This is a genomic window from Pseudomonas sp. PDM10 (assembly GCF_014852295.1).
Classification (GTDB): Bacteria; Pseudomonadota; Gammaproteobacteria; order Pseudomonadales; family Pseudomonadaceae; genus Aquipseudomonas.
The window spans coordinates 245,957-262,486 of the sequence record NZ_JACVBJ010000005.1; the positions used below are offsets into that span (position 1 = coordinate 245,957).

General features: G+C 60.3%; 16 protein-coding genes and 1 pseudogene. 9 read left to right on the forward strand and 8 right to left on the reverse strand.

Going from position 1 to position 16,530, the window contains the following annotated elements:
* The first annotated feature begins 96 nt into the window (after positions 1-96).
* The 9 genes from IB252_RS18825 to IB252_RS18865 all read left to right on the forward strand — a co-directional run bounded on the left by IB252_RS18825 (position 97) and on the right by IB252_RS18865 (position 11,218).
* A complete protein-coding gene (locus IB252_RS18825) occupies positions 97-1,044 on the forward strand; it encodes a choline ABC transporter substrate-binding protein (RefSeq protein ID WP_192409882.1) in 948 nt (315 codons plus the stop codon).
* Between the two features lie 162 nt (positions 1,045-1,206).
* Positions 1,207-2,127 carry an alpha/beta hydrolase gene (locus IB252_RS18830; protein ID WP_192409883.1) on the forward strand — a complete coding sequence of 307 codons (921 nt, stop codon included), beginning with the start codon at positions 1,207-1,209 and terminating at the stop codon, positions 2,125-2,127.
* 114 nt (positions 2,128-2,241) lie between these two features.
* Positions 2,242-3,213 (forward strand): prolyl aminopeptidase, encoded by a 972-nt coding sequence (gene pip / locus IB252_RS18835; RefSeq protein WP_046045592.1) that lies wholly within the window; start codon positions 2,242-2,244, stop codon positions 3,211-3,213.
* Positions 3,210-3,647: a D-aminoacyl-tRNA deacylase gene (gene dtd / locus IB252_RS18840; protein ID WP_008149496.1), complete on the forward strand. Its 438-nt coding sequence runs from the start codon at positions 3,210-3,212 to the stop codon at positions 3,645-3,647. Before pip ends, dtd begins: the two co-directional genes overlap by 4 nt.
* A 321-nt stretch (positions 3,648-3,968) precedes the next feature.
* Positions 3,969-5,813, forward strand: a complete 1,845-nt coding sequence (locus IB252_RS18845; protein ID WP_218536875.1) for a glucan biosynthesis protein G — start codon at positions 3,969-3,971, stop codon at positions 5,811-5,813.
* Positions 5,806-8,376, forward strand: coding sequence for a glucans biosynthesis glucosyltransferase MdoH (gene mdoH, locus IB252_RS18850; protein ID WP_111449391.1), 2,571 nt, complete (start codon positions 5,806-5,808; stop codon positions 8,374-8,376). Before IB252_RS18845 ends, mdoH begins: the two co-directional genes overlap by 8 nt.
* Positions 8,377-8,586: 210 nt before the next feature.
* Complete coding sequence (locus tag IB252_RS18855; protein ID WP_192409885.1) at positions 8,587-9,384, forward strand: transporter substrate-binding domain-containing protein; 798 nt, start codon at positions 8,587-8,589, stop codon at positions 9,382-9,384.
* Between the two features lie 147 nt (positions 9,385-9,531).
* Positions 9,532-10,491, forward strand: a complete 960-nt coding sequence (locus IB252_RS18860) for an amino acid ABC transporter permease (RefSeq protein WP_192409886.1) — start codon at positions 9,532-9,534, stop codon at positions 10,489-10,491.
* Entirely contained in the window at positions 10,484-11,218 is a 735-nt protein-coding gene (locus IB252_RS18865; RefSeq protein WP_111449389.1) for an amino acid ABC transporter ATP-binding protein, read from the forward strand. Before IB252_RS18860 ends, IB252_RS18865 begins: the two co-directional genes overlap by 8 nt.
* Positions 11,219-11,374: 156 nt before the next feature.
* Here the strand turns inward: IB252_RS18865 and IB252_RS30590 are convergent, their stop codons facing one another.
* The 8 genes and pseudogenes from IB252_RS30590 to hisI form a co-directional block, all read right to left on the reverse strand.
* Positions 11,375-12,247 carry a methyl-accepting chemotaxis protein gene (locus IB252_RS30590; protein ID WP_372241596.1) on the reverse strand — a complete coding sequence of 291 codons (873 nt, stop codon included), beginning with the start codon at positions 12,245-12,247 and terminating at the stop codon, positions 11,375-11,377.
* A pseudogene (locus IB252_RS30595) lies at positions 12,233-13,291 on the reverse strand (methyl-accepting chemotaxis protein); the annotation flags it as partial. The gene IB252_RS30590 and the pseudogene IB252_RS30595, both read right to left, overlap by 15 nt.
* 253 nt (positions 13,292-13,544) lie before the next feature.
* A complete protein-coding gene (locus IB252_RS18875) occupies positions 13,545-14,252 on the reverse strand; it encodes a 16S rRNA (uracil(1498)-N(3))-methyltransferase (RefSeq protein ID WP_192409888.1) in 708 nt (235 codons plus the stop codon).
* Positions 14,249-15,043 (reverse strand): twin-arginine translocase subunit TatC, encoded by a 795-nt coding sequence (gene tatC, locus IB252_RS18880; protein ID WP_169372009.1) that lies wholly within the window; start codon positions 15,041-15,043, stop codon positions 14,249-14,251. Before tatC ends, IB252_RS18875 begins: the two co-directional genes overlap by 4 nt.
* A complete protein-coding gene (gene tatB / locus IB252_RS18885) occupies positions 15,040-15,492 on the reverse strand; it encodes a Sec-independent protein translocase protein TatB (RefSeq protein ID WP_111449385.1) in 453 nt (150 codons plus the stop codon). The genes tatC and tatB overlap by 4 nt, the downstream gene beginning before the upstream one ends.
* Before the next feature lie 10 nt (positions 15,493-15,502).
* On the reverse strand, positions 15,503-15,775 hold the full coding sequence (locus tag IB252_RS18890) for a twin-arginine translocase TatA/TatE family subunit (protein WP_192409889.1): 273 nt from the start codon (positions 15,773-15,775) through the stop codon (positions 15,503-15,505).
* Between the two features lie 25 nt (positions 15,776-15,800).
* Positions 15,801-16,133 carry a phosphoribosyl-ATP diphosphatase gene (locus IB252_RS18895; RefSeq protein ID WP_007899279.1) on the reverse strand — a complete coding sequence of 111 codons (333 nt, stop codon included), beginning with the start codon at positions 16,131-16,133 and terminating at the stop codon, positions 15,801-15,803.
* Positions 16,126-16,527, reverse strand: coding sequence for a phosphoribosyl-AMP cyclohydrolase (hisI, locus tag IB252_RS18900; protein WP_192409890.1), 402 nt, complete (start codon positions 16,525-16,527; stop codon positions 16,126-16,128). The genes IB252_RS18895 and hisI overlap by 8 nt, the downstream gene beginning before the upstream one ends.
* Between the last annotated feature and the right edge of the window lie 3 nt (positions 16,528-16,530).

The window sequence follows — 16,530 nt, forward strand, 5'->3', positions numbered from 1 at the left end:
GTCGCTTTTACCGCTCGTCTGCTGCGTAATGTTTGGCCCACGGTGCACAAAGACACCGGCCCGACAATAATCCGCTGCCGCACGAGAACCTCCCCAATGAAAAGACTGTTTACCCGCTGTCTCTCAATCCTCTGCGGCACGGCTCTGCTGAGCACCAGCGTCCTGGCCAGTGATGACGCTTCCTGCAAGGCCGTTCGCATGGGCGTGGTCAACTGGACAGACGTGATCGCCACCAGCGGCATGGCTGACGTACTGCTCAATGGCCTCGGCTACGAAAGCAAGCAAACCAGCGCCGTGCAGCAAATCATCTTCGCCGGCATCCGCGACAAGCGTCTGGACATCTACCTCGGTTACTGGAAACCGGCGATGGACAAAAACATCGCGCCGTTCCTGGCTGCCAATCAAGTGAAAGTCATGGACAAACCGAGCCTGGCCGACGCCCAGGCAACGCTCGCCGTACCTGAGTACGTCGCCCAAGCGGGGCTGAAAACCTTCGCCGATATCGCCAGATTCAAGGACCAACTCGGCGGCAAGATCTACGGCATCGAGCCGGGCAGTGGCGCCAACGCCACCATCAAAACCATGATCGAGACCAACCAATTTGGTTTGAAGGACTTCAAACTGATCGAGTCAGGCGAGGCCGGCATGCTTGCCGCCGTTCAGCGAGCGGTGAATCGCAAGGAATTCGTGGTGTTCGTCGGCTGGACCCCGCACCCGATGAACATCAACATGAAGATCGCCTACCTGACCGGCAGCGAAGACGTTTACGGCCCGAACGAGGGCGCCGCCACCGTCTCCACTGTGACCGCCCCGGACTACGCCCAGCGCTGCCCGAACGTCAATCGCTTGCTGGAAAACCTGACCTTCACCGCCGCCCAGGAAAGCCAGTTGATGGTACCGATCATGGAGCGCAAGACGCCGCAGGATGTTGCCAAACAGTGGTTGCGCGACCATCCAGAAGATTTGCAACGCTGGCTTGCCGGTGTCAGCAGTCTCGATGGCAAGGATGGCGTGGCTACCGTTCAGGCCAGTTTGAAAAACTGACACTGGTCCAGATGTATGCAGAACCTGTGGGAGCGAGCTTGCTCGCGATGAGGCAATAACAGTCAACATCGATGTTGCCTGTCAGTCCGCCATCGCGAGCAAGCTCGCTCCCACAGGTCATTAGGTTCGTCTCAAAAACCTGAACAGGCTGACATCAGACTCATGGCTCCTTACCCGCTTTCTGCACAGATGACGGCTTTCGTCGAAAAGACCGTCAGCTTCAACAGCACCGAAAGCAGCCTCGCCGGTTTGCGTCAGGCCTACAGCGACATGTGCCGGGCGTTCACCCCGTCGCGTCCCGGCGGGCTGTATGTGGTGGATTTCGAATTGGCCGGCGTGCCAGTGCGGTCTTATCAACCGCCAGTTTCACCACCGACCAGCGGTTGCCCGTGCATCGTTTATCTGCACGGCGGCGGTTGGGTGGTGGGGGACCTGGATTCCCATGACTTCATCTGCGCCGAACTGGCGTCGACGCTCGGCGTGCTGGTGATCGCCGTCGATTATCGGTTGGCGCCGGAACATCCGTTTCCAGCGGCGTTCGAGGATTGTCTGGGTGTCTGGCGCGCGCTACGGACCGGGCCATTCCGGCTCGATCCCGAGCGAACGCTGGTGGCCGGGGACAGCGCCGGTGGCAACCTTGCGGCGGCGTTGTGCCTGGCGTTACGCGATGCGGGCGAGCCATTGCCGGCGGCGCAGGTGCTGATTTATCCGGGGCTGGGCGGCGATCACCGTTTGCCGTCGCGCAGTGAATGCACCGATGCTCCCTTACTCAGCAGCAGCGATCTGGACTGTTATCACGCCCTGTACTTGCGCGGCACTGGACAGCCAAGTGCCTATGCGATGCCGTTGCTCGCCGAGGACTTCAGTGGGTTGCCGCCGGCCTTGATCGCCGTGGCGCAATTCGACCCGCTGCGTGATGACGGCATGCTCTACGCCGAGCGACTGAACGCAGCAGGCGTGACCGCGACGCTTTACTACGGCGAGGGGTTGGTCCATGGCTGTTTGCGGGCTCGGGGGCAGGTCGCCGAGGTCGACGCACTCTATGAAACGCTGCTCGGCTATTTGTCTGAAAAAACGGGCTGAAAAACCTCTGACTCTGCAAGGCATGCTCATTGGCGTAATTCGGGTTTATGATGCCGGACGGCAGAATAATAGAAGTCCCCCCAGGGATGACCTCGACCCCTTACGGAGCGCGCAATGCAGACTTTGTACCCGCAGATCAAACCCCACGCCCGGCACGATCTGGCCGTCGATGAAACCCACACGCTGTATGTCGACGAAAGCGGTTCGCCGGAAGGTTTGCCCGTTGTGTTCATCCACGGCGGCCCCGGCGCCGGGTGTGATGCCCAGAGCCGTCGGTATTTCGATCCGAACCTGTATCGCATTGTGACCTTCGACCAGCGCGGTTGCGGTCGTTCAACGCCCCACGCCAGCCTGGAAAACAACACCACCTGGGATCTGGTCGCCGACCTTGAGCGAATTCGCCAGCACCTTGGCATCGATAAGTGGGTGTTGTTCGGCGGCTCATGGGGCTCGACCCTGGCGCTGGCCTACGCGCAAACCCACCCGGAGCGCGTGCACGGTCTGATTCTGCGCGGGATTTTTCTCTGCCGTCCGCAGGAAATCGAGTGGTTCTACCAGTGTGGCGCCAGTCGTCTGTTTCCCGATTACTGGCAGGACTACATCGCACCGATCCCGCTGGACGAGCGCGAAGACTTGCTCTCGGCTTTCCACAAGCGCCTGATCGGCAACGATCAGATTGCCCAGATGCACGCGGCCAAGGCCTGGTCTACCTGGGAAGGCAGGACCGCCACCCTGCGCCCGAACCCGATGGTGGTCGATCGTTTCTCCGAGCCACAGCGCGCGCTGTCGATTGCCCGCATCGAATGTCACTACTTCACCAACAATGCGTTCCTTGAGCCCAACCAGCTGATCCGCGACATGGGCAAGATCGCCCATTTGCCTGGCGTGATCGTCCACGGTCGCTACGACGTGATCTGCCCGCTGGACAACGCCTGGGAACTGCATCAGAACTGGCCGAACAGTGAATTGCAGGTGATCCGTGACGCCGGCCATGCCGCCTCCGAACCTGGCATTACTGACGCACTGGTTCGTGCCGCCGATCAGATGGCCCATCGTCTGCTCGACCTGGCCCCTGAAGAAGCATGAAGGGCCTGCTGCAACGCGTGCGTGGCGCGCGAGTCGAGGTAGCGGGGGAGGTGGTTGGCGCCGTCGATCAGGGATTGCTGGTCCTGGTGGCGGTTGAGCCCGAGGATACTCGGGCCAGCGCCGACAAACTTCTGCAGAAACTGCTTAACTATCGTGTGTTCAGTGACGCCGAGGGCAAGATGAATCTGTCCCTGGCGGATGTAGGCGGTGGGTTGCTGCTGGTCTCGCAGTTCACCCTGGCCGCCGATACCAAGAGCGGGTTGCGTCCGAGTTTTTCGACCGCTGCCCCTCCAGCCTTGGGCGAGGAGCTTTTCGACTATCTATTAGGTAAGGCGAAACAGGTGCATGGCACTGTGGCATCAGGTAGATTCGGCGCGGATATGCAGGTGCACCTGGTCAATGACGGCCCGGTCACCTTCCTGTTACAGACCTGAAAGCGTTTGAAACATGTTTTTAAGGGCTTTTCGACTGAAAACAGGCGTTTTTCGCGATAAATACTTTGTTACCCCTGATGCGTTGTAACGCGGCCTACTAGATAATCGCGCGCTACGGGGATCAGCGTTCGTTGGTCCATTTTGACTTAGGTAGAGACTTGTCCTGGACCTCTTGGGGAATCATTTAGCCCCATAGGAGTCGGAACAATGCTCGCCAACTTGGCAAGAGTGGTCTGTAGGGTCGGTTTTTTCATGCCGTAAACCTCACAGGCACTTTAACTGGCCGTTGGTTTTTTGATCTGTTTTCGGCGAGGGTTGCTCGTGATTGTTAGTCCCTGTAATGCAAAATTGTCTGCCAAACGGTTACGAAGCGCTCTGGTAGCGGGCTCTGCACTGCTCTGCCTGCTCAGCGCCGGTCAGCTTTGGGCATTCAATCTGGATGATGTATCGGTCAAGGCAAAAGAGCTGGCCGGGCAGAAATACGAAGCTCCGCGCAGTAACCTGCCGAACGAGTTCCGCGAGATGAAATTCGCGGACTATCAAAAAATTCGCTTCCTGACCGAAAAAGCCGAGTGGGCCGGTCAGAAAACCCCGTTCAAGCTGTCGTTCTATCACCAGGGTATGCATTTCGATACGCCGGTGAAAATCAACGAAATCACAGCTAACACCGTCGAAGAGATCAAATACGACCCAAGTCGTTTCGATTTCGGCGACGTGAAGTTCGATCCTAAAGCCACCGAACAACTGGGTTATGCCGGTTTCCGTGTGCTGTACCCGATCAACAAGGCTGACAAGCAAGACGAAATCATGACCATGCTCGGCGCGAGTTACTTCCGCGTTGTCGGCAAGGGTCACACCTATGGCTTGTCCGCTCGCGGCATGGCCATCGATACCGCTTTGCCGTCCGGCGAAGAATTCCCGCGTTTCACCGAGTTCTGGATTCAACAGCCACAACCGGGTGACAAACATCTGGTGATCTTTGCGCTGCTGGATTCGCCACGCGCGACCGGTGCCTATCGCTTGACCCTGCGTCCGGGCAGCGACACCGTTGTCGACGTCAAGGCCAAGATGTTCCTGCGTGACAAGGTCGCCAAGCTTGGCGTTGCGCCACTGACCAGCATGTTCCTGTTCGGCGCCAATCAGCCGTCGAAAGTGCTGAACTACCGTCGCGAACTGCATGACTCCAGCGGTCTGTCGATCCATGCCGGCAACGGCGAGTGGATCTGGCGCCCACTGAACAATCCGAAACACTTGTCGGTGAGCAACTTCTCGATCGAGAACCCGCGCGGTTTCGGCCTGCTGCAACGTGGCCGCGACTTCAGCCACTACGAAGACCTCGACGACCGTTACGACAAGCGCCCAAGTGCCTGGATCGAACCAAAAGGCGATTGGGGCAAGGGCTCCGTCGATCTGGTAGAGATTCCGACTGCCGACGAAACCAACGACAATATCGTTGCGTTCTGGAGTCCGGAAAAACTGCCTGAGCCTGGCCAGCCGCTGGACGTCGCTTATCGCATGCACTGGACCATCGACGAAGCCGCGCTTCACGCACCGGACAGCGCCTGGGTCCAACAGACCCTGCGTTCCACGGGTGACGTGAAACAGTCCAACCTGATTCGTCAGCCGGACGGTAGCGTTGCCTATCTGGTGGACTTCGAAGGCCCGTCCCTGTCGGCATTGCCGGAAGATACGGAGATTCGTAGCCAGGTCAGCGTTGGCGAGAATGCCGAGCTGGTCGAGAACAGCGTACGTTACAACCCTGAAACCAAGGGCTGGCGCCTGACGCTGCGGATGAAAATCAAGGATCCGGGCAAGCCTACCGAGATGCGTGCAGCACTGGTCAAGAACGCCGTGACTGCCGACCTGGCCAAAACATCGTTGCCGGCATCCAATTCTTCCGTCGCCAAGGCTGACAAGATTGCCGCTCGGCAGCAGGAGAAGCTGGACAAGGAAGCCAAGGACGCGAAGGAAACCAAGCAAACTGAGGCCAAGCAGGTTGAAGCCAAACCGGCCGCAGCCAAGCCAGCCGCAGATTCCAAGGACAAGGACAACAAAGACGCCAAGCAGCCAGTCGCTGCCGAAGCGGTCCCAGCCACACCGGAATCGGTACCGACTGAAGAAGTCTTGACCGAGACCTGGAGCTATCAGTTGCCTGCCGATGAGTAATTCTCAAGTACAGCCAGAGACTCTTGCCGAGTATCTGGCGCATCTGCCAATGACCGACGAGCAGCGCGCGGAACTCGCGGGCTGCCAGTCTTTCAGCGAATTGCATGAGCGCCTTTCGTCCTCGACGTTCGACGCGCCGACCGAAGCTGCTCAAGCTTCGGTGGGTCGTCGTTTGACCCTGAACACCGCCGAAGAACTGGCCGACGCCGAAATGCTGGTGCTCGACGCCAGCGGCCGGGTTTGCCTGCGGGCAACCCCGCCGATTCGTCGGACCAAAGTCGTGCCGGAGCCGTGGCGCACCAACATTCTGGTGCGTGGCTGGCGTCGTCTGACCGGTCGCACCAATCCGCCGGCCCCGCCGAAGGATGAGCGTGTGCTGCCGGCCGCTCGCTGGCGCACCGTCGGTTCGATCCGCCGCTATATCCTGCTGGTGCTGATGCTCGGCCAGACCATCGTCGCCGGCTGGTACATGAAGGGCATCATGCCGTACCAGGGCTGGTCGTTCGTCGACCTGAACGAAGTGCTGCATCAACCGCTGTCGCAAACGGCTACGCAAGTGCTGCCGTATGCGCTGCAAACCAGCATCCTGATCTTGTTCGGGATTCTGTTCTGCTGGGTGTCGGCCGGTTTCTGGACCGCATTGATGGGCTTTCTCGAGTTGCTCACCGGTCACGACAAATACCGCATTTCCGGTAAAAGCGCCGGCAACGAGCCGATCCCCAAGGACGCTCGCACCGCACTGGTGATGCCGATCTGCAACGAAGACGTGCCACGGGTTTTTGCCGGTTTGCGGGCGACCTTCGAGTCGGTTGCGGCCACGGGTAGCCTGGATCGCTTCGACTTCTTTGTCCTCAGCGACAGTAACGACGCCGATATCTGCGTCGCCGAGCAACAAGCCTGGCTGGACGTCTGTCGTGAAGCCAAAGGCTTCGGCAAGATCTTCTATCGCCGCCGTCGCCGTCGCGTCAAACGTAAAAGCGGCAATCTCGACGACTTCTGCCGTCGTTGGGGCGGTGATTACAAGTACATGGTCGTGCTCGACGCGGACTCCGTGATGAGCGGCGATTGCCTGACCAGTCTGGTGCGCTTGATGGAAGCCACCCCGGACGCCGGGATCATCCAGACTGCGCCGCGCGCGTCTGGCATGGACACGCTGTATGCACGCATGCAGCAGTTCGCCACCCGCGTGTACGGTCCGCTGTTTACCGCCGGTCTGCACTTCTGGCAGTTGGGCGAATCCCACTACTGGGGCCACAACGCGATCATCCGCATGAAGCCATTCATCGAGCACTGCGCCCTGGCGCCGTTGCCCGGTAAAGGCGCGTTTGCCGGTGCAATTCTGTCCCACGACTTCGTCGAAGCGGCTCTGATGCGCCGTGCCGGCTGGGGCGTGTGGATTGCCTACGACTTGCCGGGCAGCTACGAAGAATTGCCGCCGAACCTGCTGGACGAACTCAAGCGTGACCGTCGTTGGTGTCATGGCAACCTGATGAACTTCCGCCTGTTCCTGGTAAAAGGCATGCACCCGGTGCACCGTGCGGTGTTCCTGACGGGCGTGATGTCTTACTTGTCGGCGCCGTTGTGGTTCTTCTTCCTCGTGCTGTCGACGGCGCTGCTGGCGGTCAACACGTTGATGGAGCCGCAGTACTTCCTTGAGCCACGTCAGCTCTATCCGTTGTGGCCGCAATGGCATCCGGACAAGGCGATCGCGCTGTTCTCGACCACCGTCGTGCTGCTGTTCCTGCCTAAGTTGTTGAGCGTCATCCTGATCTGGGCCAAGGGCGCGAAAGAGTTCGGTGGCAAGTTCAAGGTGACCCTGTCGATGCTGCTGGAGATGCTGTTCTCCATGTTGCTGGCGCCAGTGCGGATGATTTTCCACACCCGCTTCGTGCTCGCCGCGTTCCTCGGCTGGGCTGCGACGTGGAACTCGCCGCAACGTGACGACGACTCCACGCCATGGAGCGAAGCGGTAAAACGCCACGGTCCGCAAACCTTGCTGGGCTTCTTCTGGGCCCTGCTGGTGATCTGGCTGAACCCGAGCTTCCTCTGGTGGCTGGTGCCGATCGTCGGTTCGTTGATGCTGTCGATTCCGGTGTCGGTGATCTCCAGTCGAGTTGGCCTGGGCCTCAAGTCCCGTGACGAAAGCCTGTTCCTGATCCCTGAGGAATACAATCCGCCACAGGCGTTGCTGGCGACCGACCAGTACACCCACGAAAACCGTTGGCATGCGCTGAACGACGGCTTTGTCCGGGCAGTGGTCGATCCACAGCAGAACGCCTTGGCGTGCTCGCTGGCGACTTCACGCCACCGTGAGGCCGAGCCGATCGAATGGTTGCGGGTCGAACGGGTGCGTCATGCGCTGAAAGTCGGGCCTGAGGGTCTGAACAACAATGAGCGCGTGCAACTGCTCAGTGACCCGGTAGCACTGGGTCGTCTGCATGAGCAAATCTGGAGTGAAGGTCACCCCGAGTGGCTGGAAGCGTGGCGTAAATCGGTGAACGCCGACCCCCATGCGCCGCTGTTGCCGCTCAAACCGCTGAGTGAGCAGCCTCAGTTGGCCTGACAAGAAACCCCGCGAAAGCGGGGTTTTTTTGCGCTGCTGATCGGCGTCGAGTAACAAATCCTGTGTAAGCCCTTGTGCAAACGAACGAGTGCGTTAGCATCCGTCCCCGAATTGGTGCGCCCGGACAACTTTCTGTTCGTATCTGCCGGTTTTCAAAGGAAAATCAGCGGTTTGCGCGCCTCACAACGCGATGGTTTTGGGGACTTGAAGATGAAGAAGTATCTCTCGATGCTGCTGGTCGGCGTCACGGCATTGGTTGCAGTCAGCGCGGCGCACGCCGGTGCCATCGATGACGCGGTCAAGCGTGGCACGCTGAAAGTCGGCATGGACCCGACCTACATGCCGTTCGAAATGACCAACAAGCGCGGCGAGATCATCGGCTTCGAAGTCGACCTCCTCAAAGCCATGACCAAGGCCATGGGCGTCAAGCTGGAGATGGTTTCCACCGGCTACGACGGCATTATCCCGGCCTTGCTCACCGACAAGTTCGACATGATCGGCAGCGGCATGACCCTGACCCAGGAACGCAACCTGCGCCTGAACTTCAGCGAACCGTTCATCGTGGTGGGCCAGACCCTGCTGATCCGCAAGGAACTGGAAGGCACCATCCAGTCCTATAAAGACCTGAACACCGCCGACTACCGCATCACTTCCAAGCTCGGCACCACCGGCGAGATGGTCGCCAGAAAGCTGATCTCCAAGGCCAAGTACCACGGCTACGACAACGAGCAGGAAGCCGTGCTTGATGTGGTCAACGGCAAGGCCGACGCCTTCATCTACGACGCGCCTTACAACGTTGTGGCGGTTAACAAGGTCGGCAACGGCAAACTGGTGTTCCTCGACAAGCCGTTCACCTACGAGCCGCTGGCCTTCGGTCTGAAGAAGGGTGACTACGACAGCATCAACTTCATCAACAACTTCCTGCGCCAGATTCACGAAGACGGCACCTACGATCGTATCCATGACAAGTGGTTCAAAGACACCGCTTGGCTCAAGGACATGGAATAAGGCCCGGTCAGTTAGACCGCGTCGCTCCCATCGCCAGCAGGCTGGCTCCCACACTGGATCTGTGGCGTACACAAATCCCCTGTGGGAGCCAGCCTGCTGGCGATGACGGCCTTCCTGGCGACACAACTTTCGGATTTTGTTAAACCCATGAAACAGAAAAAAGCCCAATGGCCGTGGCACGTTTTAACCGTGCTGCTGCTGATCGGCCTGGCCGGCGCGTTGTATTACGCCACCTCGCTGATGTCCTACGAATGGCGCTGGAACCGTGTGCCGCAATACTTCGCCTACCACGCCGAAGAATCCCAGCGTGCCGCCGACATCTCCACCGTCAGCGAACTGGTGCGCAAGGGCGACAAGGCTGAAGTCACCCTGCGCAGCGATGCCGGCGTCGAGCAGCATCTGACCGTCGACGACAGCAGTCTGCAAGTCGCCCAAGGTGATGACGTGGCCGAAGGCGACGTGATCGGTGTGACCCGCCATTGGGCCGCCGGACCGCTGATGTGGGGGCTCTGGACCACCTTGTGGTTGTCCGTGGTTTCAGGTGTGCTCGGTCTGCTGATCGGCCTGGCCACGGGCCTGTGCCGACTGTCGAGCAACCCGACCCTGCGCGATCTTTCGACGATCTACGTCGAGCTGGTGCGCGGTACGCCGCTGCTGGTGCAGATCTTCATCTTTTACTTCTTCATCGGCACGGTGATGAACCTCTCCCGGGAGTTCGCCGGGATCGCCGCGCTGTCGCTGTTCACCGGTGCTTATGTGGCGGAAATCATCCGTTCCGGCGTGCAATCCATCGCCCGTGGCCAGAACGAAGCCGCGCGCTCCCTGGGCCTGAGCGCGGGTCAGTCGATGCGCCACGTGGTGCTGCCGCAAGCGTTCAAACGGGTGCTGCCACCGCTGGCCGGTCAGTTCATCAGTCTGGTCAAGGACACCTCGCTGGTGTCGGTGATCGCCATTACCGAGCTGCTCAAAAGCGGTCGCGAAGTCATCACCACCTCGTTCTCGCCGTTCGAAATCCTGTTCTGCGTGGCCGGTCTGTACCTGTTGATCAACCTGCCGCTGTCGAAAATCGCCAGCCGGCTTGAGCGGAGGCTCGCGCAAAGTGATTGAAGTCCGCGATCTGGTAAAAGTTTTCGACACCCGCGGCCACGTGGTTCGCGCAGTGGATAACGTCACCACGCAGGTGGCCAAGGGCGAAGTGTTGGTGGTGATCGGCCCTTCCGGTTCAGGCAAGTCGACCTTCCTGCGCTGCCTCAACGGGCTGGAAGCGTTCGACTCGGGCTCGGTGAGCATCGATGGTCTGCAACTGGCCGACCCGAAAACCGATGTGAATGCCTACCGCCGTGAAGTCGGCATGGTGTTCCAGCATTTCAACCTGTTTCCGCACATGACCGTGCTGGAAAACCTCTGCCTGGCCCAGAAAGTCGTGCGCAAGCGTGGCAAGAAGGAGCGCGAGGCCAAGGCCCTGGCGTTGCTGGAGAAGGTTGGTATTGCGCAGAAGGCCAATGAGTTTCCGTCGCGCCTGTCCGGCGGTCAGCAGCAGCGCGTGGCCATCGCCCGGGCATTGGCGATGGAACCGAAGGTCATGCTGTTCGATGAGCCGACCTCGGCGCTTGACCCGGAAATGGTCGGCGAAGTGCTGGACGTGATGAAAACCCTGGCAGTGGAAGGCATGACCATGGTGTGCGTCACCCATGAAATGGGCTTTGCCCGGGAAGTGGCGGATCGGGTGCTGTTTTTCGATCACGGCAAATTGCTGGAAGACGCTTCACCGGCCGAATTCTTCGATGCACCGAAGGATCCGCGGGCTCAGGCCTTCTTGCGCCAGGTCCTCTAACCTCAGCGCCTGTCGAACCGCTATCGCGAGCAGGCTCGCTCCCACAGGGTTACGTGTCAGACACAAATTATGTGTCCGCCGCCGGTCAATGTGGGAGCGAGCCTGCTCGCGATGGCGTCACCTCGGTCCTGTGCGAACCGAGGCATTCACATCACCTCAAACCTTGAACCTGCCCACCAGCATCTGCAGATGCGTCCCCAACCGTGCCAGCTCAACGCTGGACGCCGCGGTCTCTTCACTGGCTGCCGAGGTCTGCTCGGATACGTCGCGCACGTTCAGCACGCTACGGTTGATCTCTTCGGCCACGGCGCTCTGCTGCTCGGCCGCCGCTGCGATCTGCTGGTTCATCGACTGAATCGCCGAGACGGTGCGGGTAATGCTTTCCAGCGAGCCACCGGCGCGGCGGGTCAGTTCGACGCTGCTGTCGGTCAGGCTGCGGCTGTTGTCCATGATGGTCGCCACTTGCTGGGTACCGGTTTGCAGGCCGACGATTAGCTCTTCAATCTCTTCGGTAGATTTTTGGGTGCGCTGGGCCAGGCTGCGGACTTCATCGGCAACTACCGCAAAACCACGTCCGGCCTCACCGGCGCGGGCGGCCTCGATGGCGGCGTTGAGGGCCAGCAGGTTGGTTTGCTGGGCCACGGATTTGATCACGTCGAGCACGCTGCCGATCTTGTCGCTTTCGCGCTTGAGATGGCTCATGGCCTCGGTGGAGTTGCCGACTTCCTTGGCCAGGCGCTCGATCTGGGCGATGGCTTCGCCGACCACTTTGTCACCTTCACGGGCCTGCTGGTCGGCGGCGACGGCAGCTTCGGACGCTTCTTCGGCGTTACGCGCGACTTCCTGCACGGTGGCGGTCATTTCGTTCATGGCGGTGGCCACTTGGTCGGTCTCGACCTTCTGGCTGTTGACCCCGGTGCGGGTCTGCTCGGTGACTGCCGACAGTTCTTCGGCAGCGTTGGCGATTTGCGTGACGCCGTTACTGATGCCACCAATCAATTCGCGCAGGCCCAGGGTCATGCTCTGCATGGCGCGCTGTAGCTGGCCGAGTTCATCCTGACGCTCAGAGATCAGGTTTTGGGTCAGGTCGCCGGCGGCAACTCGCTCGGCCACTTTGAGGGTCTGGCTCAGGGGAATCACGATCTGGCGAGTGATGGCCCACGCGGCAAGCATGCCGAAGGCTAGCGCCAGGGCGGTGGCCATTAGCAGTGTGTTTTTGGCGTGCGCGGCGTCAGTGTCCCGGACGATGGTTTGCGACACGGTGAGTTTTTTGCTGGTGTCGCGCAGGATCTGACCTTGATCGGCCATGCGTTGGAGGGCTGCGGCGCTGGCAACCTGAGAGTCTCGGAACTGGCTGACGGCGGCGCGATAGGCCTTGAGCGAGTCAGTGGCCTGCTGCAGGTTGGCGATGTGCTGTTCCGGCAGTTTGGAGGGCAGGCTTTCGAGGTTTTTCAGCGCGTTGTCGATGGCGTCCAGAGCCGGTTGCTCGGCCTCGGTCTTGCCGCTGTAGGTGTAACCGCGCACCTGGAAGCGCGCTTGCTGGATCAGTTTGCTCAGGTCGATCACGCTGTTGAAATCGGCGACGCTGTCACCTTGCAGCATGGATTTTTCGACTTCGGCGACACGAGCCACGGCATTGTCGGCGGTGGCGCCGAGTTTGCCGCGGGCGTCTTCGCGGTTGGCGCCGGCCTGGGTCATGGCGGTGAAGGCTTGTTTGTACTCACTGACGGCGGCCAGTTGCTGGTCGATCATGGCCACGTCGGCCGGTTGTTCAATCAGCGTGCGTGCGGTTTTCAGACCGGTATCGAGTTGGCCGAGCAGGTCGTTGACCGCACCGGGGCCTTGTTCGCCACGGCGCATTTCGTATTCCAGGCGGGCCACGCGCAGGTCTTTGGTCAGGTCATTGAGGCTGGCAATGAACCCCAGCTTATCGCCGCGACTCATCACGCCGCTCAGGCCGGTCCAACCGGTGAAGGTGATCAACAAGGTAAGCAGCAGCACCAGACCGAAGCCGACACTCAGTTTGCGATTGACGCTGACGTTCCCCAGTTTCTCGGCTAGCCATCGGTGCATGTGCTACTCCCTCGAACCATTCGTTGGTTTTATGGGGACTGTATCGGCTGGCAGCCGGGAATCTGTAGGTGCAGCACGATGGGCGGGGGAGTAAATACCTGTGGTGAGGGGATTTAGCGAAACGTCGCACCGCCCCGTTCGGCTGCGAAGCAGTCGTAAATCCAGACAATTTGGTTTGTCTGAAAAGACGCTGGGGGCCGCTTCGCAGCCCAACGGGGATAAATCCCCTCACCACAGGGGAGCGTGTTTGACCTTAGAACAGGCGAGCGAGCAGCGCGGTGACGGCGGTTTCGACCCGCAGGATGCGGTCGCCGAGTTGCACCGGTTGCAGGCCGGCCTTGCCCAGCAGGTCGATTTCGTAAGGAATCCAGCCGCCTTCGGGGCCGATGGCCAGGGTCACCTGTTCGTTCAGGCCACGAGGGCAGGGCGGGTAATTGCCGGGGTGGCCGACGAGGCCGAGGGTGCCTTCGGTAATGGCTGGCAGACGGTCTTCGACGAACGGCTTGAAGCGCTTCTCGATGACGATTTCCGGCAGCACGCTGTCCCGGGCCTGTTCAAGGCCGAGGATCAACTGCTCGCGAATCGCCTCGGGCTCCAGGAACGGCGTTTGCCAGAAGCTCTTCTCGACGCGATAGCTGTTCACCAGAATGATTCGTGGCACACCCATGGCCGCCACGGTCTGGAACACCCTGCGCAGCATTTTCGGCCGTGGCAGGGCCAGTACCAGAGTCAGCGGGAGCTTGGCCGGTGGTGGCTGGTCGAGGGTGACGCGCAACTCGGCTTCATCGGCGTCCAGGCGCAACAGTTCGGCCGAGCCCATCAGCCCACCGATACGCCCGACCCGCAGGCTGTCGCCGACAACCGAGCGGTGGACTTCCTGCATGTGCGTCAACCGGCGATCACGCAGGATCGCCCGGTCGGCCGCAATGAAGTCGGCCTCTTCGAGCAGCAGCAGGTTCACGGTTGAGTCGCTGGCGGCTGGTCGTTGTGATCGTCGGCCGGTTGGTCGTCAGGGTGCTCGCCACGCTTGCTGACCAGGCTGCCGAACAGGATGCCGATTTCAAACAGCAGCCACATCGGTACGGCCAAGAGTGTCTGCGAGAAGATGTCCGGTGGGGTCAGGATCATGCCGACCACGAAGCAGCCGATGACCACGTACGGGCGGATTTTCTTCAGGTAAGCGACGTTGACCACGCCGATCCACACCAGCAGCACCACTGCCACCGGAATCTCGAACGCTACGCCGAAGGCGAAGAACAGCGTCATGACGAAATCGAGGTAGCTGCTGATGTCGGTCATCATTTCCACGCCGGCCGGGGTGGCGGCGGCGAAGAATTTGAAGATCAGCGGGAACACCAGGTAATAGGCGAACGCCATGCCGGTATAGAACAGCAGGATGCTGGACACCAGCAGCGGCACCGCAATGCGTTTCTCATGCTTGTACAGGCCTGGCGCGATAAAGCCCCAGATCTGATGCAGGATCACCGGGATCGCCAGGAACAGCGAGACCATCATCGTCAGCTTCAGCGGCGTCAGGAACGGCGACGACACATCGGTGGCGATCATCGTCGCGCCCACGGGCAGGTACTGACGCAGCGGCGTGGAGACGAAGGTGTAGATCTGCTGGGTGAAGGCAAACAACCCGGCGAAGATGATGAAGATCGCCGCTACACAACGCAGCAGACGGGTACGCAACTCGGTGAGGTGCGAAACCAGCGGCATGTGCTGGTCGTTTTCGGGGAGATCGCTCATGGGGCTCGCGGCGGCAGTGTTGGGTCATGAGGGGCCGACGCAACAGGCGCAGCCGCAGGCGTAACAGGTTCAACCGGTGTTGCTGCAACAACGGGCGCAGGTTCAACGGCTGCTACAACAGGTGCAGGTTCGGCAGCGACTGGAGCATGAATCGTCTGCTCCGCCACAGGCTCAACCGGCTGAACCGGCGTGGCCTCCTGCTGAGTCGGCGTGAAAATCTTCCGCGCCTCCTGCTCAAGCGACAGAATGTGCTCGTTGTGCAGTTGCCGACGAATCTCGTCGGCACCGATTTCACGTTCAACTTCCTGTTTGATCGCGTTGAAGCTGCGCTTCAACCGCCCGACCCACAGACCGGCGGTGCGCGCAGCACCCGGCAGACGCTCGGGACCCAGCACCAGCAGGGCCACGAGGCCGACGAGCAGCAGTTCAGAGAAGCTGATACCAAACATTAGTCAGTGCTCACACGTCTTTGCGGATCGGCTCTTCGACTTTTTGTGCCTGCACGTCGATAGTGTGCGGCTGATTCACCGAGGCCTGCGGCTGAACCGGCGGAACTGGTTGGGCCGGCGTCACCGTCGGATCAGCTGGCTTGTCTTCATCGCTCATGGCTTTTTTGAAGCCCTTGATCGACTCGCCCACGTCAGTGCCGAGGTTTTTCAGTTTCTTGGTGCCGAACACCAGCACGACGACAACCAGGATGACGATCCAGTGTTTCCAGTCAAAAATGCCCATGTCGCTGCTCCTCTCTAATAGTTGTTCAGGCGGACGGACGCGAGGCTTTCTCGGCGTGTCCGGACAGACCGAAACGACGGTCCAGTTCATCGAGTACAGCCTGTGGATGCTGCCCCAGTTGGGCGAGCATGACCATGCTGTGGAACCACAAATCGGCGGTTTCGTAGATCACATCGCTGCAGTCACCGCTGATGGCGGCATCCTTGGCGGCAATGATGGTTTCGACCGACTCTTCGCCGACTTTTTCCAGAATCTTGTTCAGGCCCTTGTGGTACAGGCTGGCGACATACGAGCTGTCGGCGGCGGCGCCTTTGCGCTCTTCCAGCACCTGGGCCAGACGGGTCAGAGTGTCACTCATGGCTGTGTCCTGCGGAATAGATGGCGTGCGGGTCTTTGAGCACCGGGTCGACGGTTGTCCAGTCGCCGTTTTCGAAAACGCGGTAGAAGCAGCTCTGACGGCCGGTATGGCACGCGATGTCGCCGATCTGCTCGACCATCAGGATGATCACGTCGGCGTCACAGTCCAGGCGCATCTCATGCAGGATTTGCACGTGGCCGGACTCTTCGCCCTTGCGCCACAGCTTGCCACGGGAGCGTGACCAGTAAATGGCGCGGTTCTCGGCAGCGGTCAGTTCCAGCGCTTCACGGTTCATCCAGGCCATCATCAGGACGCGCCCGGTCTTGTGATCCTGGGCAATCGCCGGCACAAGGCCATCGGCGTCCCACTTGATCTCGTCCAGCCAGTTTTTCATCTT